Origin of the sequence: Fibrobacter sp. UBA3629 (assembly GCF_002374005.1) — a bacterium.
Lineage (GTDB): Bacteria > Fibrobacterota > Fibrobacteria > Fibrobacterales > Fibrobacteraceae > Fibrobacter.
This window is the reverse complement of sequence record NZ_DFLC01000002.1, coordinates 16,966-43,326: the sequence shown is the minus strand read 5'-3', so window position 1 is coordinate 43,326 and position 26,361 is coordinate 16,966. Positions and strand designations below refer to the sequence as shown.

At 56.8% G+C, this 26,361-nt stretch carries 23 protein-coding genes; 5 read left to right on the top strand and 18 right to left on the bottom strand.

Annotation, left to right across the window (positions count from 1 at the left end; genetic code table 11):
* Positions 1 to 191 precede the first annotated feature (191 nt).
* Positions 192 to 1,109 carry a sigma 54-interacting transcriptional regulator gene (locus B2310_RS00425; RefSeq protein WP_173381699.1) on the top strand — a complete coding sequence of 306 codons (918 nt, stop codon included), beginning with the start codon at positions 192 to 194 and terminating at the stop codon, positions 1,107 to 1,109.
* 8 nt (positions 1,110 to 1,117) lie between these two features.
* Here the strand turns inward: B2310_RS00425 and B2310_RS00420 are convergent, their stop codons facing one another.
* From B2310_RS00420 to B2310_RS00390, 7 genes are read right to left on the bottom strand one after another with little or no spacing between them, the layout of a single operon-like run.
* On the bottom strand, positions 1,118 to 2,065 hold the full coding sequence (locus tag B2310_RS00420; RefSeq protein WP_290727868.1) for a PorV/PorQ family protein: 948 nt from the start codon (positions 2,063 to 2,065) through the stop codon (positions 1,118 to 1,120).
* A 19-nt stretch (positions 2,066 to 2,084) separates the two neighbouring features.
* A complete protein-coding gene (locus tag B2310_RS00415) occupies positions 2,085 to 3,653 on the bottom strand; it encodes a phosphomannomutase (RefSeq protein ID WP_290727867.1) in 1,569 nt (522 codons plus the stop codon).
* 39 nt (positions 3,654 to 3,692) lie between these two features.
* Positions 3,693 to 4,184 carry a DNA-deoxyinosine glycosylase gene (locus tag B2310_RS00410; protein ID WP_290727865.1) on the bottom strand — a complete coding sequence of 164 codons (492 nt, stop codon included), beginning with the start codon at positions 4,182 to 4,184 and terminating at the stop codon, positions 3,693 to 3,695.
* A 2-nt stretch (positions 4,185 to 4,186) separates the two neighbouring features.
* Positions 4,187 to 4,798 (bottom strand): hypothetical protein, encoded by a 612-nt coding sequence (locus B2310_RS00405; RefSeq protein ID WP_290727863.1) that lies wholly within the window; start codon positions 4,796 to 4,798, stop codon positions 4,187 to 4,189.
* Positions 4,795 to 7,428, bottom strand: a complete 2,634-nt coding sequence (locus tag B2310_RS00400) for a hypothetical protein (RefSeq protein WP_290727861.1) — start codon at positions 7,426 to 7,428, stop codon at positions 4,795 to 4,797. The genes B2310_RS00405 and B2310_RS00400 overlap by 4 nt, the downstream gene beginning before the upstream one ends.
* On the bottom strand, positions 7,425 to 9,665 hold the full coding sequence (locus tag B2310_RS00395; protein WP_290727860.1) for a hypothetical protein: 2,241 nt from the start codon (positions 9,663 to 9,665) through the stop codon (positions 7,425 to 7,427). Before B2310_RS00395 ends, B2310_RS00400 begins: the two co-directional genes overlap by 4 nt.
* 53 nt (positions 9,666 to 9,718) lie before the next feature.
* Positions 9,719 to 11,017, bottom strand: coding sequence for a hypothetical protein (locus tag B2310_RS00390; RefSeq protein ID WP_290727858.1), 1,299 nt, complete (start codon positions 11,015 to 11,017; stop codon positions 9,719 to 9,721).
* 168 nt (positions 11,018 to 11,185) lie between these two features.
* Between B2310_RS00390 and B2310_RS00385 the strand changes: the two genes are divergently transcribed.
* Entirely contained in the window at positions 11,186 to 12,268 is a 1,083-nt protein-coding gene (locus B2310_RS00385; RefSeq protein ID WP_290727856.1) for a histidine phosphatase family protein, read from the top strand.
* Between the two features lie 94 nt (positions 12,269 to 12,362).
* Positions 12,363 to 12,746: a hypothetical protein gene (locus B2310_RS00380; protein ID WP_290727854.1), complete on the top strand. Its 384-nt coding sequence runs from the start codon at positions 12,363 to 12,365 to the stop codon at positions 12,744 to 12,746.
* Here B2310_RS00380 and B2310_RS00375 read toward each other — a convergent pair.
* The 7 genes from B2310_RS00375 to B2310_RS00345 form a co-directional block, all read right to left on the bottom strand.
* Positions 12,705 to 13,754, bottom strand: coding sequence for a hypothetical protein (locus tag B2310_RS00375; RefSeq protein WP_290727852.1), 1,050 nt, complete (start codon positions 13,752 to 13,754; stop codon positions 12,705 to 12,707). The two genes, B2310_RS00380 and B2310_RS00375, sit on opposite strands and share 42 nt — an antisense overlap.
* Before the next feature lie 104 nt (positions 13,755 to 13,858).
* Positions 13,859 to 14,215: a hypothetical protein gene (locus B2310_RS00370; protein ID WP_173381710.1), complete on the bottom strand. Its 357-nt coding sequence runs from the start codon at positions 14,213 to 14,215 to the stop codon at positions 13,859 to 13,861.
* Between the two features lie 134 nt (positions 14,216 to 14,349).
* A complete protein-coding gene (locus B2310_RS00365) occupies positions 14,350 to 15,729 on the bottom strand; it encodes a glycosyl hydrolase family 5 (RefSeq protein WP_290727850.1) in 1,380 nt (459 codons plus the stop codon).
* A 24-nt stretch (positions 15,730 to 15,753) separates the two neighbouring features.
* Positions 15,754 to 17,322: a glycosyl hydrolase family 5 gene (locus tag B2310_RS00360; protein ID WP_290727848.1), complete on the bottom strand. Its 1,569-nt coding sequence runs from the start codon at positions 17,320 to 17,322 to the stop codon at positions 15,754 to 15,756.
* 231 nt (positions 17,323 to 17,553) lie between these two features.
* Complete coding sequence (gene purM / locus B2310_RS00355) at positions 17,554 to 18,579, bottom strand: phosphoribosylformylglycinamidine cyclo-ligase (protein ID WP_173381712.1); 1,026 nt, start codon at positions 18,577 to 18,579, stop codon at positions 17,554 to 17,556.
* 40 nt (positions 18,580 to 18,619) lie between these two features.
* Positions 18,620 to 19,423: a cyclic nucleotide-binding domain-containing protein gene (locus B2310_RS00350; protein WP_290722903.1), complete on the bottom strand. Its 804-nt coding sequence runs from the start codon at positions 19,421 to 19,423 to the stop codon at positions 18,620 to 18,622.
* 2 nt (positions 19,424 to 19,425) lie between these two features.
* The gene (locus B2310_RS00345; RefSeq protein WP_290722905.1) at positions 19,426 to 20,742 is read right to left on the bottom strand and encodes an ABC transporter substrate-binding protein; all 1,317 of its coding nucleotides are present in this window, start codon (positions 20,740 to 20,742) and stop codon (positions 19,426 to 19,428) included.
* A gap of 170 nt (positions 20,743 to 20,912) precedes the next feature.
* On the opposite strand from B2310_RS00345, the gene B2310_RS00340 reads away from it, so the two are divergent.
* Complete coding sequence (locus B2310_RS00340) at positions 20,913 to 21,770, top strand: hypothetical protein (RefSeq protein WP_173381714.1); 858 nt, start codon at positions 20,913 to 20,915, stop codon at positions 21,768 to 21,770.
* Between the two features lie 55 nt (positions 21,771 to 21,825).
* On the opposite strand, the gene B2310_RS00335 is transcribed toward B2310_RS00340, so the two are convergent.
* Positions 21,826 to 22,455, bottom strand: coding sequence for an NYN domain-containing protein (locus tag B2310_RS00335; RefSeq protein WP_173366771.1), 630 nt, complete (start codon positions 22,453 to 22,455; stop codon positions 21,826 to 21,828).
* Between the two features lie 92 nt (positions 22,456 to 22,547).
* Positions 22,548 to 23,483 (bottom strand): tetratricopeptide repeat protein, encoded by a 936-nt coding sequence (locus B2310_RS00330; protein ID WP_290727846.1) that lies wholly within the window; start codon positions 23,481 to 23,483, stop codon positions 22,548 to 22,550.
* Between the two features lie 348 nt (positions 23,484 to 23,831).
* Here B2310_RS00330 and B2310_RS00325 point away from each other — a divergent pair, with 348 nt between their 5' ends.
* Positions 23,832 to 24,071, top strand: coding sequence for a hypothetical protein (locus B2310_RS00325; protein WP_290722913.1), 240 nt, complete (start codon positions 23,832 to 23,834; stop codon positions 24,069 to 24,071).
* 67 nt (positions 24,072 to 24,138) lie between these two features.
* Here B2310_RS00325 and B2310_RS00320 read toward each other — a convergent pair whose 3' ends face one another.
* Together B2310_RS00320 and B2310_RS00315 are read right to left on the bottom strand one after the other, a co-directional pair.
* Positions 24,139 to 25,959, bottom strand: coding sequence for a penicillin-binding protein activator (locus B2310_RS00320; protein WP_290727844.1), 1,821 nt, complete (start codon positions 25,957 to 25,959; stop codon positions 24,139 to 24,141).
* Between the two features lie 42 nt (positions 25,960 to 26,001).
* Complete coding sequence (locus B2310_RS00315; RefSeq protein ID WP_173366768.1) at positions 26,002 to 26,316, bottom strand: nucleotidyltransferase domain-containing protein; 315 nt, start codon at positions 26,314 to 26,316, stop codon at positions 26,002 to 26,004.
* Between the last annotated feature and the right edge of the window lie 45 nt (positions 26,317 to 26,361).

Here is a 26,361-nt window from a genome sequence, read left to right as displayed (position 1 = left end):
AGCCTACCCATCTGGCCAGCCACTTGGTTTTTGTGTCTATGTCTGCCGAGGAGAATCCCCGAGCGCGGACAAAGATAGAAAAACGGAGAAAGTGCGGCAAGGTTTTGTAAAAATTGCGACGCAAATGTAAAAAAACGGCATCGGCAGGGAACAAAATGGCGTTTCAATCGTTTTTAGGGTAGGAGACACCCATGAAACAACCGAACGAACTGCTGAACATCGCCGCAAAATCCTCCGTCCCCGTCCTCATCCAGGGGGAATCGGGTGCCGGGAAGGAGGTCGCCGCACGCTACATCCACGAACACGGCCACCGCAAGCACGGCCCCTTCATCGCCGTCAACTGTGCGGCGCTTTCGCAGAACCTGATCGAGAGCACCCTGGAAGGTTCGATAAAGGGTGCATACACCGGCTCCGAAAGCGACCAGAAGGGAATCGTGCGAGCCGCGAACGGCGGAACCCTTTTCCTCGACGAAATCGGGGAGCTGCCCCTGGAGGCGCAAAGCAAGCTGCTGCGGATACTGCAGGAACGCACGGTAATGCCCGTCGGAAGCACCCGGAGCATCCCCGTCGATTTCAGGCTCGTCTGCGCCACCAACAGGAACCTCAAGGAGGAAATCTCCGCAAAGCGATTCCGCGAAGACCTCTTTTTCAGGTTGAACGTATTCCCGGTGCAGATCCTTCCCCTACGCGAACGCGACGATTTCGACGACATCGCCACGTCAATATGGAACGGTATTCTCGATAACGTAAGCACAGCCACCCTCGAAGAGATTCCAAACAAACTCACCGCCTACAACCTCGCGGCGCTACAGCGGTTCAGCTGGCCCGGAAACGTGCGGCAGCTGAAAAACGTATTGCAGCGGTTCGCCCTCCTCTGTCCGCACGGAATCAAGCTCGAAGAAATCCTCGAAGAAGAATTCGCCACGCCGGCGGTATTCGATTCCAAAAAGAACATCATGCGCATCTGGACAAGGCGCCGCAAAAACGCCCCCGACTGGGACATCATCAAGGACGCCCTGGATTCATGCGACTGGAACAAGTGCAAGGCTTCAAGGAAACTCGGTATCAGCAGGGGCTGCCTCTGCTACCAGATACAGAAGCACGGATAGCGAGGAGGCTAGAACCTGTAGCCCACGCCAAGGTAGTGGTTGCCCGAAGCGAGAGCCGGACGCGGCGAATAACCGTAATCGAACACGCAGGAACCGAAGGCAATGCCGATACCCGCACTCAGACCGTCCTCGGTTTCGGGACGTAGCGCATAGCCTGCGCGAAGCGAAACGAATTCCTGATACGAAATTTCGCCACCGAAGCGCCATTCAAAATCTTCCATGTCGGCACGCCTGTAGATATCGGCGGAGAGGTGCACATTCCACATGCTTTCCAGGTGCAGGAGGCTACCTACAGGAATGGAACCCGTGATTCCCGCCTGCAAGGCCATCGGGGCGGCTTCATGTTCGCCGCTGTATTCGCTTTCGGTCACGTAGCCGAAATTCGTAACCGCCGCACCGAACGCGACAAAGCGATTCACGCGGTAGGATGCGCCCGCATCGGCCAAAATGCCTAGCGTCGATTCATCGTCGATCGCCTGGTAGGCAAAACGCGTCTGCAACGACCATGCGAACGGGCGGCCGTGATTGCCGATTCCCGCCTGGGCCGCCCAAGCATAGGCCGAATAGTCCGACGTGACGAACCCTTCCTCGTCGCGGCCCTCGATATCGCCATAGCCCAGGAACTCGAGCCCCATCGAAAGCACGAACAGGTCATTGAGCGGAAGCCCGTAGTAGATGGAGACAAAGTTGTCTGCACCCGCATCGCCAAAGACAATCTGGCTGAACCCTATCTCCGCCTGCGAGACAGACGTGGCGGCAAGCGGGTTGCGCGTCAGTTCGGAGAGGCGCACGGGAGAAGCGACTCCCGCCCCGGAAAGAGCCGCGCTACGGGGCGAAGCCTGCATCGAAAGGAACTTCATCGTCGTCCCGCCAAGTCCCGTGTTCCAATAGCGGCCGCTTGCCGCAAGGGCAGCGGCACTAAACAGCAACAGGGACAGGAGGATTTTCTTCGACATACTGAACAAGATACAAAAATTAGCCGCGCCAGCCTTCCATGATCTTCATGCAGCCGGCAAGGAGCTCGGCGGAACGTTCCTTGTCGCCCGTTTCCACGTAGCAACGGAACTCGGGAGCGTTACCGCTCGGGCGCAGGTGCACGATATCGCCGGAATCGAACTCCATGCGGTAGCCGTCGGTCTCGTCGATGGAGACGATGTCGCCGTGGAAGGGTGCGGGCATCTTGCCGTCGGCACCGGGTTTCGCGAAACGGTTCGGCTTGGCAGTAAGCGCACCGAAGAGCTTGTGCCCGAGCTTCTGTTCGCGGATTTCGGCAAGCTTCGCCTTCGATGTCGCGGTCGGGAATTCCTTGAGGCGGTCGCTGAGCGTAAAGCGCTTCGGGAGTTTCTTCAGGAGGTCGACGACGCAGAGGCGTTCTTCGCGCACGCGCACCATCACGGCAAGCATCGGGAGCAGGGCGTCGCGTGTCGGAAGTGCGGGCAGCGTGCGGGTTGCACGCATCTCGCCGCCGCGGCCATCGCTATCCACGAATTCACGCGTGAGGTCGGTCTGCAGCAGGAACCCGCCGTTCGCCTCGTAGCCAGCGACAGAGACGTTTGCATCGTTTGCATCCACCAGGCTTTCCATGCCGGCAATCACGTAGGGGCTGCCGATGCGGGTGCGGCAAATTTTCTCGAAGCTGCCGCATTTTTCGAGCGACGTGTTGCAACTCACCGGAGTTGCAATGCGCTTGATGCCAAGCGCCTGGGCAGCCAAAATGCCCAGCACGTCGCCACGCAGCCACATGCCGGTATCGTCTGCCAGGAGCGGGCGGTCGCTGTCGCCGTCGGTGCTGAAGATCGCATCGACAAAATCCTTGTGCGCAAATTCGCGGGCGAGTTCCTCGTCTTCCTTGCGGATGGCCTCGGTATCGACCGGGATGAACGTCTCGCTACGTGCGAACGGCTTCACCGCGGCACCCAGGCTCTCGAGCACCTTCACTACGATGTCGCGGCCCACGGCGGAATGCTGGTACACGCCGATGGTGAGGCCTTGCAAAGCCTTGCTGCCGAAGAACGCCGGATAGCGCTTCAGGTAGTTTTCCTCGGCTTCCATCTCGACCGCCGGGAGCGCGGGCGCATCCTTCAGCATGCCAGCCGCGTCAAAAATCGATTCGTCGAAATCCACCGACTGCGAGACGATTCCCTGTTCGTCCTTCTTGGAAATTTCGCCCTTCGGGTGGTTGAACTTGATGCCGTTGCGGTCGGCGGGGATATGGCTACCCGTCACCATGATGGTCGGGAGCGCCTTGTCGATACCGTACAGCGCAATCGCCGGGCTCGGGATGCGGCCGCAGTACACGACCTTCCACGCGCTGTCCTCGCCCGCCTTCACGAGCGCCTTCAAAATGCGTTCCGTACTCGGGCGCAGGTCACCCGCAATCGCAATCGTGTGTTCGCACTTGTAGCTCGCCTCGCAGTACTTGATAAAGCAGCGCGCGTAAACGTAGCACACGCGGTCCGTCATCGCCGTCACCAAGCCGCGCGCACCGCTCGTACCGAATGCCACGCCGGACTCTTTCATCACATCTTGCATCGAAATGCTCATAAAAAACCTCTCGGGAACAAAAATACAAATTTGCGGTCGCTACAGAATCGCCCGATAAGCCTCGACAAGCTTTTCCATCGAGACGGCGCAGTTCGCGGGCGATGTCGAGGGCAGCTTCACGGCATCGATTCCCACTTCGGCAGCGCAGTATTTCTGGTACAGCCTGTAAGCCGTGGCGCCCGTGCAAAAGATGCGCGAAACCTTCGAGGCCTTCACGAGACCGCTTATTTTGTTCGGAACCACGTCCTCGATGCTCGTGTCGCTCGCGCCTACGATAGTGCAGCTTTCCAGCACATCCCAGAGCGCAACATGGTGCTTTTTGAGCATGACTTTTTTCTGCGGAATGGTTGCGGGGGCATCTTCGCCCAGGACGGCGGCAAGCACTTTCCAGAACCGGTTCTGCGGATGCCCGTAATAGAACCCCACCTCGCGCGACTTGGGAGACGGAATCGACCCCAGCAGAAGCACACGCGATTCCCGGTCGTAAACCGCCGGAAACTCGTGCGACACCCTTTCCCGTTCAAGCGCCATCGTTACGGCTTCCCGCCATAGATAATATAGTCGCCGTTCGCGTCGGTAAACTTGATTGCCCCTCCCGTATGTTCAAAACGGTAGGCGGGCCTTTGTCTGGGGAACCGGTCATCCTGTACAAGATAGAAGCCGTTGTCTATCTTGACATAGCTCCCGACGAACCTTGCCGAATCGGAACTGCACCGCTCCAGTTCCAGGGTATCGAGATCATTGCCCTTCCTGTCGCTCAGTATCGCCCCGCAGGTCGAGGAGTACTTGTCGAGTTTTTCGTAGCGAATGGTATAGTCGTCCGTTTCGGCCTTCTGGGGTAAAGTGTCCTGCACGGAACTGCTTCCCTTTCCACGCCAGTACGAATTCATTTTTACCGGATAGTAGCTTGCATCCTTCGTCCAGTGGAAATCGTCGTCCCATCCCATCAGGTGGTGGTCGTGTTCCTCCCCCCATTGCTCGAGCGCTACGCTCACGAGGGCCGTAGAATCGTCGACGAGACCTACGAATCTCCAGGTATGGCTTTCTTTCTCGATTTCATAATCCGTCATGGAGCAGCCTGTCAATAACGCTGCGCACAGGAATGCGGTAAACGACAGGAACTTCACGAAGCGAGCATTTCTCATTCTTCCCTCCTGTCGCTAACGCAAATCGCCTGCACCATCGGGTAGAGGTCCTTGGGGCATTCGACAATCCCGCTCATAATGCCCTTCTCTCCATACCAGCCGTTGTCCGCCTTGGCATATTCAAAGCAGTACTGCGTCTCCGAATCCTTTTCCGTGCTGGTCCACACGAAGCTGTACTCTACATCGAAAGTCCCGTAATCGCCGGAATCCTTCTTCTGCCTTACCCGCAGCGCGCGATCCTTCGCGATACTGAACCAATCCGCATAATTCTGGTACAGCCATTCATCCGCGCTCGGGATGTGCGACCCCTCGGGGCAGAAGTCCTTCGCCTGTTCCCAGGTCGTGTAGGAATTCTCGTTGTAATGGTTGAATACCACGTCGACCGTAGACGTGCCCCAGTCCGAAACGCAACTGATTCCGGTGATAGTCGCATCCGGGCAACCGGTCGATTCCACCACCTGCTGCTTCCAGTCCGTAAAGTAGGCATCGAACGATGCGCTTTTTCCGTCGATCGCGTCAAGCGCTACGGCACTGTCGCCGATCGCGGCACGAATCACCATCTCCCCCCTAAGATCGTTCAATGTCATGCCACCCGTGATTTCGAACGGCACACCTGTTTCCGGAACGACCGACTGGAGGACCAATAACCCGTATTTGTCTCCGCTGCTGCTCAGACCGCTAATGTAGAACGAGTATTTCCATCCGTTCCTGGTTATGATATAGTCACCATTCTCGTATATGCCGCCGGCCACGTCTCTCGGATCATGGATATCCGCAAAGGCTGCATACTTCATTTCGTAGCGCACCTGTCCCCATCCGTAGTTCGCCTCCGTGAACTTTTCGACGCAGCCGTAAAGCGCAGTGTCAGCTTCGTCCCAGAAGATGGATGTCCGGTCCGTGCCATTGAAGCAAAGGTCCGGCTTGTACTTGTTGCGCACTATCGCCCTGTGCACCTTGAGCTCATAATCGGTGGCCTTCTCCCATACCGGGAAGCCGCACTTGTAGCCCACGCCGCCATATTCGACGACCTCGCCCTCGTTCGCCATCTCGCAAAGGTTGCCGTTCCTTACAGGTTCCGCAATGTCCGTATAAGACGGGACTTCCCAGTGGGAACCCGAGAATCCAGCCCTGGCCCTGCAGATATACAGGGTTCCATCGTACTTCTTCACATAGCCGGCAAGTTCCGGCGTGCACGCATCGCCATAGTAATCCGGAATCAGGGCCTCGACCCACACCGAACCATACTCGGGCCAATGTCCCTGCTTGCATATAAAGTATCCGACCGAGTCGTGATGCGCCCTTTTCTTGTCCCATCCCAGGCTGTCGCATTCGCCCAAGAAATAGGTAGCCCTGTCGATTTCTTTCCACGCCGAATCCTTGCACACGTAATACTTGCCGTCGATAGCGGTCATTTCGCCGGAGCGTTTGGCATCACAGATGCCCTCGTGCTTACGGACAAAGATGTTCACCGGATCGCTCAACTTGTCATTCGAGGGAATCTTCCACTCGTAAATGACCCTGGACAACCAGTCCTCATGCATGGCGCAGACATAGTAAACCGAATCGTAAAGGACGCTGTCGCCTTCGACTTCGCTCCCGCATTCGCCGTAAAGGTAGGGGACGCCCTGCTTTTCGGGCATCTTCTTCCATTCCGCCCTTGCAGAGTCGCACACGTACACCACGTGCCCGAAACCGGCCGTATCACGCAGGGCGGGAGTGCACACGCCAATATCCATCTCGAAATCCGTCATCAGGCGCCACTTGTACTTGTTCTCGTATTCAGGATTGTCGCATACAAATACCTTCCCGTAATGGACGCTCTCCTTGTTCTTTACGCTCGCAGTATCCTTGTAGTTCGAGCTGTCACATGCCGGGAGCCCGAACGACTTTATCCAGAAATCCTCCCACCTGTTGCGGTTGAAGAGGGTGTCCCCAATCTCGGTTTCCGAAAAGAAGTCTCGCCAAGTCTTGTCTTCGCCCATGGCATCGCGCAGTTTCATGTAATTGGCAAAGAAGGCGGTATCGGGCTTTTCGATAATGCATATCTGGTTGATATAGACCGTCATGGATAAATCGCCCTGGGCGTCGTAATCGAGCAGCGAGCGGGCTTCACGGTTCGCTTTCCGCCTTGCGCCCTCGAGATCGAACCCATCCTCCTGCACCAGGAATTCGATGCGCTTGCTTTGCAGGGCGTCCGACAGGGAAAGCACCGTCACGCTATCCTTGTCAATATCGGCATACTGCACAAAGTCCATCTTGAGTCCGCTGGAAGAATCCGCGTAGACGCAGGTAAACTTTATGCGCAATAGCGACGAAGCGAGATCCAACGAGTCGGAGGCAAAGGAAGTCGCACCGTTACGGTGGCGCACGAGTTTCACGTCGACCGTCCCGATGGAATCGAGACGCTCGTCAAGCAGCGTCACCTCGACAGCGACGGGGACAAGGCGCACATGCAGGTAGAATCCCCCCTGCAGGGCGGTCCAGCGGCTTTCAGGATAGATGCTTCCCTCAATATACCTGCCGCCCGAAGCCGATTCGACATCGCTAGGGGTATCGCCACAGGCAACAAGGAATACAGGCACCAGGAGGGATGCCATCAGCAGGAGCATTTTCTTAAAGTTCCGCATCATTCCTCCTCCCCGTCCTTGAAGCACAACGTCTGCACGCCCGGATAGAGATCGTCCGGACATTCGACGGTGCGGCCCAGCGGACCGGTATTGCCCTCGTAGCGTACCTCATAGCAGTAATGCGTTTCCGAATCCTTCGAAGCCGAAGTCCAGTAGATATCGTAGAGGTAGGTCGTCCCATCGTAGCGGACCTTCAGCGGACTGTCCTGGCTATAGCGCTCTTCCACCGGGAAACTCTTCAGCAGATCTTCCGTCCACTCGGTCGTATCGGGCAGGTGGAAACCATCCGGGCAGAAGCCCGCCGCCTTCCCGAAATCCATGAACGAATCTTCGCCAACGCGCACGAACCGCACGCCGAAAGCGGGGAGCACCCCATCCGAATGCATATACTGCGCAACAAAGCTATCGAAACTTGCGCTCTTTCCGGGGAAGGACTCGACTGCTATGGAATCGGTCCCCTTCTTGCCGGAAAGGTACGGAACCTTGTTCCTGAAAATCGCCCCGTATTCCTTGCCGCCGATATCCGCCTCGACATTGACGACACCGAAGAGCTTGTACCAGGGACGCATCCTCTTGACGGTATACGTAAAATCCCCATGCCGGGCGACGATGGTGGAAGAATCCACGAATACTCCCCCGTCAAGAATGCCTATCCCGTAATTATTCCGTTCATCGAGCTCCATGTAGTCCCATTCAGGCGCCTCATCGCTGCATGCAGAGTAGGCGTTCGACGAATAGTAATTGCTTATCGCCTCGTTCCAGTAAATGGTCGTTCCTACAGGGCCATTCTTGCATTCGTCCTTGTGTTCCCGGCTGAACGCGTAAACGATGGACTTGGTGAAAGTCATTTCCCTCCACGCATAGCGCGCACCGTCATGGACACAGGTCCAGTAGCGGCCGTTGACTTCTTCCTTGCGCCCGCTTGTAGAATCGACGCAGAACAAGCCGTTCCTCTGGACAGCGGGAATGGTGTCCGCGGCCAGTTCGTACCAGAACGTGCCGACATATTCGCCGTCGCGATAATACCCGTGGCACCTGTAAACCTTGTCACCGTATTGCGCTATGTTTCCCAGAACGCACCGCTGCAAATCCTTGACCGGAGGAACGACGAACTCGTCCGGAATGCGGATCCACATAAATCCACCGTCACATCTAAAATATTCCCCGTCGCGGATCATGATATCGCCCTCTTCCCCGTAGTCTTCGTAATAGGCGGGCGACATGATGGGAACCCATTCCTTGCCCTTGCACATGTAGTACTTTCCCGTATCGAGCATCACCTTCTGCTGTTCGCGGTTGATGGTACACTCCCCGAACTTTTCGGCGGCGGTCACTTCGTGCAAGGAATCCTTCGCCGTTGTATCGGGAACATCGGCGGTATCGCGCGGGGCCACCGTATCCGCCGTGCAGGTCAAGGTATCGTCTACAATCCGCCGCGCCATGTTGTAGCGAAGCAGTGTCCAGTCGATATCCTTCTTCAGTTCGTTGCGGACAGTCGTGTCGCACTGCGATTGCCCGAGCCTGTAATACTCGATTAGCTTGTCCGAAATCTTCTTCCGGGAAAGGACCTCGTCCCACTTTTTCTCGCCGCCGACCGCCTTGGAGAGTTTCTTGAAATTCTTGTAGAAAGTCGTGTCCTTCATAAAGAACAGGCTGTAGAGATATGCGAAGGTTTCGAGCGTGTCGTATCCGTAGGGGGCGTTCCCGATACCGTATTTGAATTCCGTCTCCGGGTCGAGCAAATCGTGAATCGCCTGGTGCGTATGCTTCTGCGCAAGGTCAAACGACTCGCCCTCCTTCTGTATGAGGTTTTTCAGGTACTCGCTTTCGAGAAGTCGATACAGGTTGATGTTTCTCGCGCTTTTGTCAGAGAGCTTCGCAATGGAGCGGAATTGCATCTCGGTCGTGTCCTTCGAATCGCGGAATCTGCAGGTGAGGTCGAATTCCACATACGGTTCCGTGAAGAACATCTCCTTTACCTTGTAGGTAAAGTCAATCCTGTTCCGCTCGATTCGTGCCGTGACCGATTCCTGTTTTTCCAGGTCCTTGTCCAGGGAGCCGATTTCGAGCTTTACCGGTTCCAGGAAGGATGCCAGGTTGAATCCCCCCTCGATCGAGCGGAGGGTATCGACAGCGACTTTTTCGACTGCGCCGGAATCTGCTTCCTTGAGGCCGAATTCCCTGTCGCAATTCCTGTAATCGTCCGCATAGTACGTGTCGGTAGTGCATGCGGCCATCATGGCCATGCATATAAGCAACAGGATCGCTATGGAATATGGAGCCCGGAACATCCTCATGGTTCCTCGCTGTATTCGACCTTGACAATCGTATCCGGAATACCTTCAGGATAGTATTTGTTTATGGCCGCGGTGTCGTTCATCCAGGCGTATCCTGTCTTTTCTTCCGTGTAGCCCATGCTGGCGTATGTCGAATCGATATACAGGTAGGAACTGCAGATGTATGGCGTGCCCCTGAATTCGCAGATGCTTTGCTGGTTCCACCTGTAGCATTCCTTGTATATGGACTTGAGCACGGTGTTCATGTCATTGACTTCTTGCCAGCCGTTCCCGCTGCAAAGGTAGAATGTCGAATCCTTTTCGATGAGGGTTTCCTTGCCGTTAATGCAGTACCCGTATTTTCGTTCGTCGGGGGTGATGCGCCGCCAGTAGGGAATCTTGGGGTTCATGATATTGTTGCCTGTATAGTCGCATACGAGCACGCTGTCATAGAATTCGCTCCGGCGGTTCGCAATGGCAATCGTGTCCCCGCTCCGTTCGATGGAGCAGGATTCAATTCCGAGTGCATTTTCGCGGAAATTTATTATAGGGGAATTGTAACCGTTGGTTAGAAGCTCCATGCCACGGGCGTCAATCCATCCGCCCTTGTCGTAGTAGCGCATCAAGGCGTCGGCGGCGCGCACGCGGAAAAGCGTATCGCCCCATTCCCCCCTGTCGATGGCGTCTTCGAGCTCGTGGAAATCGCTGTAGAATATGGAATCCGAAATGAAGTAGCGGCAGTAGACATAGGGCAGCAAATACTCGGGGCTGTTTGTGAAATACCCGCTTTCGAAGTTGTAATTCTCGATACCGAAAAAATCGTCGATACCTGCGTAGGCGAGCGCAGTCGCGGAATCGAGAGACAGGGAATCCGACAGCATCAGGCGCCTTATGGGTTTCGCGGCCAGCGCCGTATAAATATTGAGCGCCGGCGCATATTCGTCGACCGACGCAAACCGCGAGAACAACAGTTTCGCCTTTTTGCCGTGGATGGAAGCGGAGGTATGCAAGGTTATCTTGACATAGGGAACCGGAGTCGTCTTCGGCAGCCTCAGCGGCTCCGTTTGGTACGATTCGTAATACAGCATGGTGCTGGGAATCATCGGGTATGTCCGGATTTCGGTCAAGGACGAATCCAGCAGGGTCAAGGTTACCGAATCATGATGGATTTGCTTATCGAAGGATACCATGGCACTGAACGTCAGCCATTTATTTTGCGTTCCCTCGCTATCCGGGTCGATAGAACTGATATCGTCCGAACAGGCGACAGACAGCGCAAGGGCGAGGCACCCGATTATGCATCCTAACCATTTCATTTACTCAAAATATAGATTCAGGGGACATTTTCCGCAATAACGTTCCTCAGCAGTTTTTGCACTTTATCGGTTTTTGGAGGGTAAAATGGGCAAAAAAATACCCCTCCTTTATTTTTTTATGTATTTTTCAAAGTAAATACAAGTAGAGATCTACCCGAGAGGTTCCATATGAAACTGTCCTACCTTGCAGCAACCGCATGTCTCGCGCTTTCCCTGTCGGCCTGCGGCGACGATTCGCCGAGCGCCCCGACCACAAGTTCCGACAGCAACCAGCCCCAGAGTTCCACCGCCGCGGAAACATCCTCCACCAGCCCGGATAGCCAGACCGGCTCTTCCGACTCCGCGACGCAGAGCCCGACGGAGAGCAGTTCGTCGGTCGCACTGCAGCCCGAATCCTCCGCAGCTACCCCCGTCGATCCCTATGCCGTAGGGACGGACGTCGATGAACCTTCTTACAAGACGACCTGCACCGTGAAGCCCCTCGAAGACGGCAAGGGCGACGCCGTCTACTGCGACACCACCTACGCGGGCCCCATCTTCTACGATACCGACGAGAGCGCCTACGACCCGACCGCCGCCGATTTCGGTTCCACCTTCGTCAGCATCAACAAAGTTTTCGCCTCCCTGAAAGCCGACGACAAGGTCGTGTTCGTGTTGCGCCATGCCGACAGGCAAGCAAGTTCCGGACGCACCTCCCACCTGACCGACGTAGGCATTTACCAGGCCCGTAGCGTAGGCGAAAAGATTGCATCCGCCGAAGGCGCCTACTACGCCCACTCCGAATACGTCCGCACGCGCGAAACCCTCGAGAACATCGCCGTCGGCCGCGGAGAAACCGAATTTGTCCACGACGCCTACCCCATCCTCAACGGCAGCTGGTACATCAAGGACAACGCGAAGTACGACGAATACAAGTCCCAGGGCACCGACATGAACTACATGGTGACCACGGGCTGGGCATACAACGGCGAATATGCCGACGCCTTCTACGACCTGGACGAACGTACCAAGCAGTTTGTCGACGACTTCCTGGTGGGCGTCATCTCGAAGAAAAGCCGCATCAGCGTCGTGTGCTCGCATGACCAGTTCCTCGTCCCGCTCGTGATCTCCATCTCCAACAGGAAAATCGGGCTCCGCTATTTCGAAGACCGCCATTGGATCAACTACCTCGCCGGCATCGCCGTGGTCATCGGCGCCGACGGCAAGCAGACCCTCGTGCCCGTCAAGGGACTCAATAGCGGCACCAACTAAGTCTCCATGAAATTTTTCCGGGCCATATCCGCGTTAGCGGCGCTCCTGCTGGCCGGATGCGCCACCATCGGGAACCAGACCTGGATGGTCGACAATGCGGATTCCCCTACGGAAGGTAAACTGGGACGGAGCCCAGAAGGCATGCCCGGAAGGGTTCCACCTGCCATCGCTCAAGGAATGGGCGGAACTCGAGGAGGGCCGCAAAACCAACACCAGGGATTACCAGCACCTGTGCGTCGGCAAAAACTATAGCGGAGGCTTCTGCTACGCCCCGGCAAGTTCCGAATTCCTAAAAAGCGCAAAAAACATGCGGGAAATCACACTTCCGCACCCCGAAAATTATTCATTGCTTACGGAGTTGGCCTTTTGGAGGTCAACTTTGTATTTTATGCCCATGAATTCCCACGAGCTTCACATCGTAAGGCAGATTGTGCTGTTAACCGCCGTGGCCGTCACCCTCGGCTTCCTCTACGGCTAATTCCATAGAGCCGCCCGCGCGACTCAGGTAATCCAGGAAGAGCCTCTGGGCCGGCTGGTCGTACATGACCACGTCGTAGATTTCACCATTGTATGCCGTCCTCGATTCCACGAGGAGCCCCGCCACGGAGCCCTTCTCGGTCGGGAGGAACGCGGGTTTCCCATCGCCGTTGTTCCTGAATTCAAGGTAGCCTTCCGACACATACCAGTCACGGATCGTCTTGTAGTATATCTTCGCGATGTCCCCTTCCGGTTCCAGGAGCGCATTGAGGCGCCGCGCAATCTCGCTCACGGGAACGGCAGTCTCGTCGGCGGGATATTTCGCGAGCTGTTCACCATCCAGATGGAACTTCTGCTTTTCCCTGCGGGCGGGGCGTTCCTTCACGGGAGCATCCCCCATACGGGCGATGCGTTCGTTCGCGATAGCGACACACTTCTGGATATTGTCGAGGATAAACTGCTGCGCGCGCTGCCAGCACTGCGTGTAGATGTTGTGGTGTCCGCGGAGTTCGGATTCACCCTTCTCGAAGCCGTAGCTTTCGCCGAGGGCCGTCGGCAGGTTCGCTTCCTTGCCGTTTTCCGTCTCCTGGCGCGAAAGGATTCCCTCCTGTACCAGGAAGTTCGCCACGTCGGCATAGGCGAGCGTATTCATGCCCCTCGGCAGGAGCTCGTTCACGTTACGCACCACGCGCGAGATAGAAACAGGGTAGTCGAAAAAGCGGTAATGCGAAAGCATCTCGGAATCGATGGCGAGTTCCTTCAGCGAAGGCATCTGCTTTTGCGCACGCGGTACCTGCTGCTTGCGCGGAAGTTCCTGCACCGGGGCCACCTCGTCGTGGTTCAGGCGCTGCTGCAACAGGGAGGCGACATAGGCAAGGCACTTGCAGATGCGCTCCTGGCGGCAGGAATCTCCTTCGGGCAATATCTCGTCCGTCAGCGGATTCACTCCGCAAGAAAGTTTCCGCAGATACATTTCAGCACGCTCGATAATCGCATTTTCCGATGCCATAGTCCTACTCCTCAAAGGTCATAAAAAATCCGGAGACAAAGATAGAAAATCCGTCGCAAAAAAGCCCCGCGCCCGCCTTCCAGCAATGGAGCGTGTCGAGCACGTCACTCAGCAGGCGGCATGATTTCTTCTGGCAAGTCGTAAGCCGAATCAACATTGTCGTCTTTAAACCCGTTAAACATCCACTTGAAAAAGCCTACCGTCCCGCCCAATACGGCGCCCACAACAAAACCGCCGGCAGCGGCAGCAATTCCCCAAAAGGCAAGCTCACCCCATTCTGAATCCGAACCAGTTTCTTCCGCCACGGCCCCGCCCACGCACAAGGCGACAAGGCCCGGACCCGCCAAAGCAGCACCAGTATTCACCCCATAACGAATCATGGGGTTCGGGTTCCTGCTCATGGCGCAACCCACGAGGCTCAAGGCAAGCAATACACAAACAACAGCTTTCAACACTCTCATGTTCCGTAATATAAAGTCAAAGAATCCATTTGCCAATAACTTAATTTACAATTAGTGATAATCCAGCAAAAAACAAGGATAGAATACAGAAAAGCCCCGCGCACGCACGGGACTTCATCCAAATTTTTTCAAGCTTACGGAATTTCGCAACCGGCGCTCGGATTTACCCAGCCCTCTTCCGGGGGAGCCTCGCCCGCCTTCCAGCAATGGAGTGTGTCAAGCACGTCGCCTTTCTTGAAAGTGGACCAGTCCTCAACCTTCCTGTAGTTGTTTTCCAAAGAAGTGTTGTATCGGGTCATGTAATGGTCGATCAAGTACTGCGGGCATTCAACTTCCTCGATGTAGTAGGTCGGATTGTCCGCAGCCATGTACCAGTCAGCAAACCAGTGGCAACCGCGCAACAGGTTCGGGAGGCCGGCATCGCCGAAGGCCGCGTTGCACATGTCCTTCACGCACGTCTGGTAACATTCCAGGGAGCCCTCGGTGCCGCAGTTCGTGTTTTTCTGGCATTCCGTAAGGAACCCGCCAAAGCCCGCGCCCCAGTTAAAGCCGGCACCCTTGTTCACCTGGGTAGAGAGAGCGTCAAAGGCGCCCACGCCACCGCCCGGGACCATCAAGTCGAACTGGCCCGCAGGCAACTTGGCGTCACCGCCCGCCACATCGTTACCGATATTGGAGGCCATCACCACCAGGTGTTTTCCCTTGAGCGCCTTATGGGTCGCCTTGGGCGGGTTATTCTCGAACTCATCCTTAAAGTGGCCGTCGTACTGCAAGTGATAGCACTTGCCGCACTTGCTGTCGGCAGTGCCCGCCACGTATGCATAGGAAAGAGTATCGTTCACGGCAATCGGCGCCATGTCGGTGCAGGTGAACACGCCCTTTTCCTTTTCTTCGCCGCAGGCGCTGCGCGTGCCTTCGTAACTGCGCCAAGCCTTTGACACGTTACCCACGGTAAAGGTAGGGACTTCGACATCGTGAATGTTGCAGTTGCGCGCAGTGGCAAATTCGGCAAGGTACGCCTCGTCAGAAGAAGTATCGGCACGAGTCTTGTCGCTCGAACTTTCCTTAAGCCAGGAACAGTGCGGCTTGCAGGCGTCCCAGTAACGGGTATTCCAACCGCGTTTTGCCGTAGCGCTGATGTCCTTGGTGTATTCGGCCGGAGGAGGCCCGTAAGATTCAAGAGTCGGGAAACCGTTCGCGTCAAGTTCCGGTTCCGTATTCGCGGAACTGCTGGAACCTTCAGGAGCCACTCCGGCACTGGAACCCGGAATAACCGTACCGCTCGATAGCGGATTATCCGGATTCGCGGACGAACCAGGATTCTCCATACCGCTCGAGCCGAAATTCACGGAGCCACTGGAGTTCGGGCCGACAACCGCGCTGGACGTCGGGTCGATTACCGCGCTCGAGAAGCCGGGCTGCTGATTATCCGGAGACGACGGATCGTCTCCGCAAGCGCAAACCATGGCGACCGCACCGGCCGCAACTATCGACTTGAACAGTTTACGTTTCATAGCACCTCTTTACGGAGCGAAGGACTAGTACGTCTTGGCCTTGTCAGCAGCCAACTGTTCCGGATTGCAGTATTCGCCCTGTGCATTCGGGGTCTTGCTGCAGGCATCCGTAGTGATAAAGTCTCCGCCCTTGTACTTGGACCAGTCGGACTGGAAGAGGATATTGGTTTCAATGGAAGTGCTGATGGTCGTAGAATACTTGTCAAGCAAGTACTGCGGGCATTCGACTTCTTCCCACTGGTAGGTCGGATTGTCGGCAGCCATGTACCAATTGGAGAACCAGAGGCAACCGCGGAGCAGGTTCGGGTACTTGGAATCACCGAAGGCCGCATTACACATTTCCGTAACGCAGGACTGATAATCCGTGAGGCCCTTGTCATAGCCGAGTTTCTGCTGGCAATATGTCAAGAAACCACCGTACTGGGCACCCCATTCAATATCGTTGCGGTCGATCATGAGGTTGAGCGCATTGAAGATGCCCGGACCACCGCCCGGTACCATGAGGTCGAACTGGCCAGGCTTCACGTCGTGACCGATATTGGACGCCATGACGATGATGTGCTTGCCCTTGAGCGCCTTGTGGGTTTCCTTGGGAGCGTTAGTCCCGCTGGCATCCTTGAAGGAACCGTCATACTGCAAGTGGAAGCACTTACCGCAAGAGGTTGTCGAGGCACTGCCGGCAACGAAGGCGTATGCCAACGTGTCGTTCACAGCCACCGGAGCCATGTCGGTGCAAGTAAAGCCGCCGCCCGTTGCAGGCTGGGCTTCGTCGCATGCGTTAGGAGTATTCTGGAAACCGATCCAGTAACGTTCCAGGCCCTTGCTGTAAGTGAAGGTCGGAATTTCAATATCGTGAATATTGCAGACACGTGCCGTGTAGTGGCTAGCCTCATATTCTGCCTGAGAATTGATTACAGGCTTGCCTTCTGCGCCATCGGTACTCGTCTGGGAGCAGTGGGGCTTGCAGGCATCCCAGTAGCGGGTATTCCAGCCGCTGGTACCGTTACCGAGAATGTTCTTGAGCGTGGGCACGGGATAGTTCTTGATATCCTCTTCGGGGTTGCCAGAATTCTTGACGCTGCTCGAGCTTTCGGGGACCACTTCCGCACTCGACTCAGGATCCACGGACGCGCTAGAACCGGGATTCACGGCATCGCTCGAATTCGGATCGACAATCCCCGCACTGGAACCGGGGAGCATGGCGTCGCTCGAGGTCGGGTCAATGGCTCCTGTGCTGGAGTTCGGGTCAACAGCGTCCGCGCTGGAACCGACCGGCTGCACCTGGCAAACCTGGAGCGCACCGACATCGACACCCGTAGCAATCTGCCCACCGTCAACGCCAACGACATTGCCATCGACAAACTGCGCGACGACATTCCCGGCAGCATCGGTCACCCTGCCGTCCGGATAAATCAAGTAAGCCTTGTCCGCATTGAAAAGCCATGCATCGGAAAGAACCGTGACATTTGCGCACGGGTCGTTCGAAGTCGAAGATGTCGGGCCGGGAGCCGGGCCTGCAGGGTCGTCACCACATGCCGAAAAAACAGCGGCGACACCCATCGCCACCACAACGTTCAAAACCTTCTTTTTCATAGGTCTCCTTTTCACTTTTGACTTTAAAAATATATTTATGGCACCGCTCATGCACGAAAAAAAGTTATTTGGAACATATTAATGTTCCCAAACTGTGCCCGAACGTGCGTCATCTCACAGGATTGTGCGACTTTTCGCCACAAAAAAAGACCCTCGCCTTCGCGAGGGTGACGATATAAAATATCGAGGGTGACGATTTAGAATCGTGAGAGCGACGATGCAGAAGCGCGATTAGTCGCGGAACTTCACCTGCTTGGTGCCGGCAACGACTTCACCGATCTGCGTCCACTTCTCGCCCTTGGCTTCGAGGTGTGCAACGACTTCGGCCTTGTCTGCCGGGTCGATGAAGATGAGCATGCCCATACCCATGTTGAAGGTATTGTACATCTCGTCCTTCTCGACGGAGCCTGCCTGCTGGATGAGTTTGAAGATCATCGGCGGGTCCCACGTGGTGCGGTCGATAATCACGTCGACGTTGTCCGGGAGGATGCGCGGGATGTTGCCCTGGTAGCCCGAACCCGTGATATGGGCGAGGCCCTGGATAATCTTCTTGTTGCAGAGGTCGATGAGACTCGGGTAGTAACTCCTGTGCGGCATCGCGAGCGCTTCGCCGATGGACTTGTCCATGCCGTCGACCATGGTGTCGACCTTGTAGCCTGCCACGTCGAAGAGCACCTTGCGGGCGAGCGAATAGCCGTTTGTATGCAAACCGGTAGAAGGCAGACCGAGGATGATGGTACCCGGCTTGATCTTCTTGCCGTCAATGATGTTCTCGCGTTCCACGACACCCACGATGGTGCCGGAGATGTCGTAGTCGCCCGGACCGTAGAAGCCCGGCATTTCGGCAGTCTCGCCGCCGATGAGCACGAGGTCGTTCTCGCGGCAGGCCTTGGCCATACCGGCAACAAGCTTGTCCATGACACCCGGTTCCAGGCGGCCCGTAGCCACGTAGTCCAAGAAGAACAGCGGACGTGCACCCTGCACGAGGATATCGTCGCAGCAGTGGTTCACGATGTCCTGGCCCGGCAGTTCGTGCGTGCCCATCTCGATATCGACCTTGAGCTTCGTGCCCACGCCGTCGACGGAACTCACGAGGACAGGGTCCTTCATGCCGAGGTGGTTGAGCGTGAAGAGGCCGCCGAAATTGCCGACGTCGCCTAGAACGCCCTGATTGAATGTAGTACGTACGGATTTCTTGACACCGACCATCGCCTCGTCGGCCCTGGCCAGAGAAACTCCTGCGTCTGCGTAATTCATCTTTTTTCCTTTGCCCTAGAGTCGGGCATTTTGTTTTGCCCTATTTACGGGCACCTTGTTTTTCATCAATATTTCTGAGAGCATCCAGGATAAGGCTCGTGGTATCGGCCATCTGGTTGATGTTCGTCGTCTCGGGCATCAGGTGCGTATCGAGCTTGTACATGGAGTCGTCGCCCCACGCAAGGATTTCCTCAAGCGCATCCGGCCCTGCCAGTTTGCCGCACTTGGCACAGCAGATGCGGCCGTCCTGGAACGCGACAAAGCCCTTGCCCTGTCCGGATTCACAAATCACCGTACCCGTGATGCGGCTCTTTTCCATGGTCTGCGCGAAATCGATAAACGGGAGCACCTTGCCCGATGCAAGGAGCGAGAGGCGCTGGAACTCGTCGAACGCCTTGTTCTTCGCGCGGAGGCTGTCGCACACCACCTTGTACAAAAACACCATGATATTCGGGTTCTTGTCGAGGAACTTCACGAATTCGGCCTTCGGGATGTGGAGCACCGTGCAGCCGTCCTCGGCCGCGATAATCGTATTGCTCGTAAGCTCGTTGCAGAGGATGGACATCTCGGCGAAGCATGCGCCGCTCTCGATGTAGGCGAGCACGCTGTAGTGCCCATCGGGCAGAATCTGGCCGCACACCTCGGCGCGCCCACTCTGCATCACGCAGAAGGACTGTCCTTCCACGCCGCCCTGGATAATGATTTCGCCAGCGTCATATTCGCGAATCTGGGCATTCAAAAGTAAAAAGTCGGCACATTCACGCGGCACCTGCTGCAAGAACGGAACCCGCGCCTCGTAGCTGGAAGCAATCCAACCGCCAATACCTGTAGGAGTCTTCATCATAATCAAAAATTATAAATATTTCTATACCACTTGTAAGTGGTGTCCACCGAATTTATGTTCTTTGGGGCCGGAATGTCGGGGTAAAAGCACCTCGCCATGTTCCACAGGAGCTCCACCGGGCGCGTCGGGGCGCTTTCGAAGAAGTCGTTGCCGCCGCCCGGCCCCCTGCGGGCGTCGTTCTGGAACACCTTCCTGTTCCTGAACGCACGGATCTTCTTGATCCGGGGTTCGGCGGCGAGCATCTCCTTGGGCGAGGAGAACATCCCGGGGTTCACCCACACGTCGGCGCTGTCCGCGACGGCAAGCACCTTCTCGAGCGGGAGGCGCAATTCGCTGCCCGCCTCGGAATCCCACAGGTAGCAGCCGCCCGCGTCCCTGATGAGCCGCGCCGTGTAGCTGTCCGCGCCCGGGGCATGCCACACGCCGCCGTAAGCCATGCCCGCAAGCACGCGCACGCAGCGCTTCGCTCCCGGAGCCTTCGCGGCTTTCTTCCTCGATGCGGGAAGCGTATCGGGCGATACCTTGACATCCCCCATCCGTCCCAAAAACTGCATTATCTCGAAAGTCTCCATGAGGTAGCCCACGCGGATATCGCCAAAGAGCGAAAGTCCCGATTTGCTGCGGTCGTCCAGGTCAAAGAGCTTGACGAACAAGTTAATCCATTCCGCCTTGGCCACCGGATCGGACTCCTGCCATTCGGAAGTGAGCATCAGCGGGAGCCCGAGGGCACCGAGCCTCTCGTAGTCGTCGTTGCTGCCGCCCGTAGCAAAAGTCATCACCAGGTCGGGTTCAAGCGCCACCACCTTCTCGAGCGAAATCGAGGGGCCGTTCCCGACCTCGGCCACCGCACCGGAAGCCACGCGGGCATACAGGGCGCTGTCCGCAACATAGTCGCCTTCGCCCACAGCCACAATGCGGTCGGCAGCGCCAAGGCGGACAAGGTAACCGATATGCGTCGAGGAGAGCGCCACCACCTTACGGATAGGCAGCCGCAAGACGGTCGCGTCCGTCCACCCCACGGGGAAGCGGCGCCTGTGCAAGTCGGAACCGTCGCCCGCAGCCTCGGCGGAATCGAGCATCACGAAACGCTTCACGACGGTGTCGCGACCGACAATGGCACGGATTTCCGTCACGTCGACGCCGCAGAGCCTTCCCATCCGCAACAGGCGGCTCATCGAGTTGAAATACTCCGGAGCCTCCGCGCAGGCCTGCGGCAGGGGCCTCGGCTGCGGAACCGGTGCCGCCTGGGCATCGCCTTCGGCAGCACCCCGATCGCCATCACGTTCGCCGGTCCCACAACCCGCGAGCGCGGCGCTCAAAACCAGAAGTCCGAGGCAAAAAAAACGGGGGAAGCCCAACCGGCACCCCAGGAACGAGCAAAAAAATGCACGTAAATCGTTGATTTTTAACATCTTATGAAAATTTTCCCTGCACATTCGCCAAAGATAATGTATTTTATAACTCGGAATTTCCTTTTTAGGAGTCTTGTATGAAGACAAAGATAGTTTACTTGGTCGCCCTCCTGTGCGCCCTTACATTTTCAACAAGCGCATTCGCAGATGCCGAAACCGGTTTCTACGAAAAGGACCACATCCGTGGATTCATCTCCATCGGCGGTGACTACCGCGGCATGCTGGACGCATTCCAGAAATACGTGAACTCGACAGCCTTCTGGAACGACGGCCACGAGCTCAAGGCCAACGACTCGGCCACCACGACGGAACACTTCTCCGGCACGTTCTCGTATCCGCAATTCGACAACTGGTACATCGGGCTGCACGTGAACATCGGTGCCCAGTACAAGCAGTTCCTCACCTGGTTCAACATCAACTTCATGCCGACCCAGATTTCCGAGAAGTCCTCCGATACCTACACCGTCTCTTCCGAAAGCGGCAATAGCGCGAAAATGCCCCTGTTCGACGTCAAGTGGTTCACCTACGGCGCCGACTGGATGTTCGGCTGGAAGCTCTTCGGCGAGAACACCTTCATCAACCTGATTCCCTCGGTCGGCTTCGGCTTCAACCTCATCAACTTCCACATGGCCTCCATCTTCGACATCAAGGACCAGTCCAGTTCCAACGTGGTAAAGATGCGCGACCGCTACTACAGCACCATGGCGCTCTCCCTTGCCGCCGAACTCGAGTTCCGCCTGGAATTCGGGCCCTTCGGCATCGGCATCTACGGCGGCTACCGCTACATCGACTATAACGAGCTCGAAGTCGAAGGCAAGAGACTCACGAACTACGCCTACGACACCGACAACTGCGGCGACACATGGTTTGTCGGTCTCCGCCTCACCTGGACATTCATGAGCGACTGGGAACGCAAGCAGGCAGACAAGCTCTAATCCCCCGAGCACGATTTTACAAACAAACTAAAGTCCCGCAATCCGCGGGGCTTTTTTATGGCACAATCACACGGCTACCGAACAGGCATCCCGGAGCCGCATAATAGGGAGCGTTCCGTTCCGCCACCCGGTCCATCGTCACGTAGTAGGTGCTCGTTTCCATGAGCCCGGAATCCGTCTTCCAGCGGACGATGCGGTCATCCTTCGGATACGAAAAATTCCAGCCCAGGAGCAGCGTGGGGATGCCCCTCATCTGCAGGCGATCGGGCAGCTGCGCGAACTCCCCCTGCGTACTGAGCAGCACGGCGGCATCCATCCTGCCGTAGTCCGCAAAGAGAAGGGCGTCGTTGAAAAGCCCCATGTTCGGCCCGAGGCCGTCCATCACGCGCTCGTTGAAATGCACCTGGAACCCCACGTGCCGGAGTTCACGCATAAACGACAGCATCCCGTAACTCTTGGCGCACCGTCCCGGATCCTTGTAAGGATGGTAATAGTGGCATTCCATCAGCGCATAGCTCTCCTGCGGCGAAAACAGGCGCACGGCCTCGCGGCGCGCCCAGTTCTTGAGCGAACGGAAATCGATACGCGAATGGAAAGGATGGTAGAACCTGTAGAACTCGTTCACCTTCTTGAGGGTATATCCATCGACAAAGAAAAAAGGACGGAACGGCCTCTTGCGCGTCATGTATTTTCTCCATTTTTAGGGTTTCTATTCCTAAAAACGGAGATACCCCCCGAAACAAGCCGTAAAAAGTTATTTACGCGCCATTTTTTACATTAGAGCAGGTCGCGCGACTCGAGATCGTCGACCAGCGAGGCGGGCATCCAGCCGCGCCACTTTGCGAAATCCGGATCCGAAAGTTCCTTGCGCCACGCATCCATCTTCTGCCTGTCGCCCTGGTCGGCATAGATGCGTACGAGGTTCATCACGGCGCACCAGTAGCGGATGGACTTGCCCGTCCGCGACCTGTAATCCGCGGCGCTCTTCTCGTAGATGGCGGCGGCTTCCTTGTAGCGGCGGAGCTTGTAGAGCATGTCGGCCTTGACCTGCAGGAGCACCGGATGGTTCGGCGCCTTGGAAAGCCCGCGTAGCGAAAGCTTGAGCCCCGCGTTGAAATCGCCCTTGTCGTAATACATCCACACGAGCGAGGTGAGGAACAACGGCCAGAACCGCTTCGAGGATGACGACGCGGAATCGAGAACGGCGAGGTATTCGCCGCGGCGGTCAGACTTGAAAGGAACCCAGCTGAAACTCTTGTCCACGTAGTAGGCGTAGATGGCGTAGAACGCGCGAGCTTCGAGCTCCGCGGATTCCTCGAAAAGCTTTGCGGCCGAACGCGTCGTCATGGCGCCCTTCACGGAATGTCCCGTCTCGTTCTGCACGTAGCCAATCTCGAACTTGCGAAGCGCCTCCCACAGGCCCGACGACGAACATTTCTCGAGGTTCGCGCCCGCACGCTGTAGCGAAAGCGTATCGCCCAGGTCGTCGTAGCGGCTCACAAGCACCACGTTCTCGAGAACACAGCCGACTCCCGCATCCTTCGCGCGCACCTGTCCCGCAAGCGAGAGGGCGCCACCGTAATCCAGGGCCATGGAACGCTCGGTCGCCTTCTCCGCAAGTTCCATGAGCGGAGCGGGGAGCGAAAGTGAGAGGCCATCGGCAAAGGCGGATACCGCAAGGAAAGCGGCTACAAGCAACGGACGCAAGGACATAACACGCCAAAGATACAAAAATCGCATTCCAATGTGGAATATGCGGGAGCCGGAGCCCAATGCGCGCCATGCGCAGATTCCACGGAAAGTGTAATTTATTGACATTCAACAGATTACCTCCGGCAGCAGCCCGTTACGCCATGGGGTTTCACAGGCAGTTTCTGCCACGGGGCGAATCTTACGATAATCGTATTAAAACGGCGGGAGTGGTCCGGGGGCGCAATCAAAATCTATAATAAAAACAGGAATTTCACAAGCTTTCAACATTCGTGCCACCAACTGTCGGACAAGGGGACGAGACCGGTACGAAACGTGAATTAATAATTGCGAAATCGAATGGAGGCAATTATGAGACTCATCCATAAAACATCCGCCATCTCCTTCCGCCTCTTCCACACCGGCTTCCAGACCTTCAAGGACCGCATCAGGGAAGAGCTCAGCACCGTCAGCCGCTTCACCCTCGACTCCGTCATCGACGACGCGAGCCTCTACTCGTATTACCGCAGCGGGGAATCCGCCGAATTCGTGGCGGCGAGCATCGCGGGAACAAACTTCGATTTCGACGACGAATACGCCGACGCAGGGTAATTAAAAAAAAACTTCGGCAATCAAGTCCGCCTCGCGCTTACGCAAGCGTACGCGGTCAGCAGCTAATTTATTTCTTCTTGTCGTCCTTCTTCTCTTCCTTCTTGTCGGAAGGGAGCGCCTCTGCGGGAAGGTTGCAGCCGTTCATCACGTAGAACTTGCTCTTGCGGACCGTCACCACCTTGGTGTTGGTGTTCATGCCGCGCACGAACTTGATATCGCCATAGACGCTTTCGAAGGATCCTGCATTATTGATATACTTGGTGAGGCTCTCGACGTTATTCAAAATGCCGGAGAACACGATCTTCGCGGCATCGTAGCTGAGTCCGCTCACCTTGTCCTCGGCAGGGGCGGTGCCCCACTTTTCCTCGAACGCCTTGGCAAACTTGTCGTAGGCTTCCTTGTTGCTCGAAAGGTCAAGCCCCGGCACGCTGAAGTAGGTGCTGTCCACGAGATGCTTGCCCTGGATCAGGAGCTCCCGGCCATACCAGCCGGACGTCCCGAGCATGGTCCCCTTGATCTTGTTGTAGGCCACCTGGCCCACCATGAGGCCCGCATCGCCAGGGTTTGTCGACGGGATGAACACGCCGGGAATACTCATCGTCGAATCGGCCAGGTACCTGCGACGCTCGTTCGCATTCACGGCATCAAGGTCGGAGGCGCCTTTCGCGATATTCCTGCGGCGGTTTTCCTGCTTGTAGCGGACATCGCGCAGAAGCTTGAACTCGGTCGCGTAATCAGGGCGCCCTTCCTCGTAGCTGCCGAAAGCAACGACGCTTCCGCCACGGCGTTCGACAGCGCGGGTAAAGCTCTGGGACATGGCCGATCCGTAATCGCCCAGCGGGCTCAGGACGGCGAACTCGCGGATGTCGAGACACTTGGTCGCAAAGTCGGCAATCTTCTGGGCGAGGTTGTCCATAGTGATGTTCACCTGGAAGATGTTCGGGCCCATCTTCGCGATGCCGTCGTCGGTAGCCGTCGGGGTAAGCATCGGGATATTCTGGAAGTTGCTGCCAAGCCATGCGGCGACAGTTGCCGCCGGAGCGCTCATGATGGGGCCGATGACGGCGACAATGCTGTCCTGGTTCACGGCCTGCTGCGTACGCATGAGCGCGATGCCCGCATCGGCATGGGTATCGGCGATCCGGATGCGGACCTTCCCCTGGAGGCCGGCCTGCTCGTGGGCAAGGTAGACACCCTGCACGGCGGCGGCACCGAATTCCGCAAAGTCACCCGAAAGCGGGGCGAGTACGAGCACCGTGGGCTGGCCGGCACCGAGACCGTCCAGCGATTCGAGACCCTGCTGGGCCGTAGAGCTGAGGTTTTCGGCAACACCGCCGTTCACGACCTTCTTGTACCAGTAGCGGGCGGCACGGTAGCGCTTCGCGTTCTGGCATTCGCGGCCAATCTGGAGCTGCATCCAGCCCACCACGTCCTTGTCCACCGGATACTTTTCGAGGAGCGCCTGCAGCTGGTCGGCATTCAGGAGGCTTGCCGCAAGTGTCTGGATGGCGACATCCTTGGTGTGGCTACGGGCGGCCGGATTCTTGGAATAGGCGAGGATACGGAGCATGGCCTCGACACCGTCGTAGACGGAGCCCTGCTCGATAAGCACGATAGCACGGGCGAGTTCCATGCGCTCGCGGTATTCCGAGGACACGTGGTATTCGAGGAACCTCGACGCGAGATTGAGGGCTTCGGGGCGCTTGTGTTCGCGCAGGTAGCATTCCGTGAGGATGACGGACGCCTGGGCGCCCTCGTGCTTGCGGAAGCTGGACTTCGAAACTTTCTGGAGGAGAGGAACGGCTTCGGCGCACTTGCCCTCGCCGACAAGCGCCTTGGCCTTCGCGACTTCGCCCTGCGCGAAAGCCGACGCACAGAGGGATGCCACCAGGAAAAATGGAATTAGACGATTCATCGTAACCTTACCGCGCTAGTCCTCGGCGGCAGCCTGAACCACGTCGTGCTCTTTCTTGATCTGTTTCTGCATGGATTCCGGAAGCTTGACCCAGTCGATGACATCGACCCGGAAGGGGAGCCCGCTTTCGGCGAACGCCTTCTCCACGGCAGTCATGGCCTCGAAGGAAAGGGGCCTCTCGGCGATAACCGCGAGGTCGAGTTCCGTTTCGGGAGTCAAGTCAACCCCCGTGAGGCGGGGGCCGTATGCCCAGACTTCCAGCCCCTCGAAGTGGAGGGAGAGGATGCGCTGGACGGTTTCCAGTTGTTCTGTTTCTAAGCAAAGTGCCATAGTGCGCCAAATATAGTTAAATGGGGGCGGTCCAAGCCGGCACGG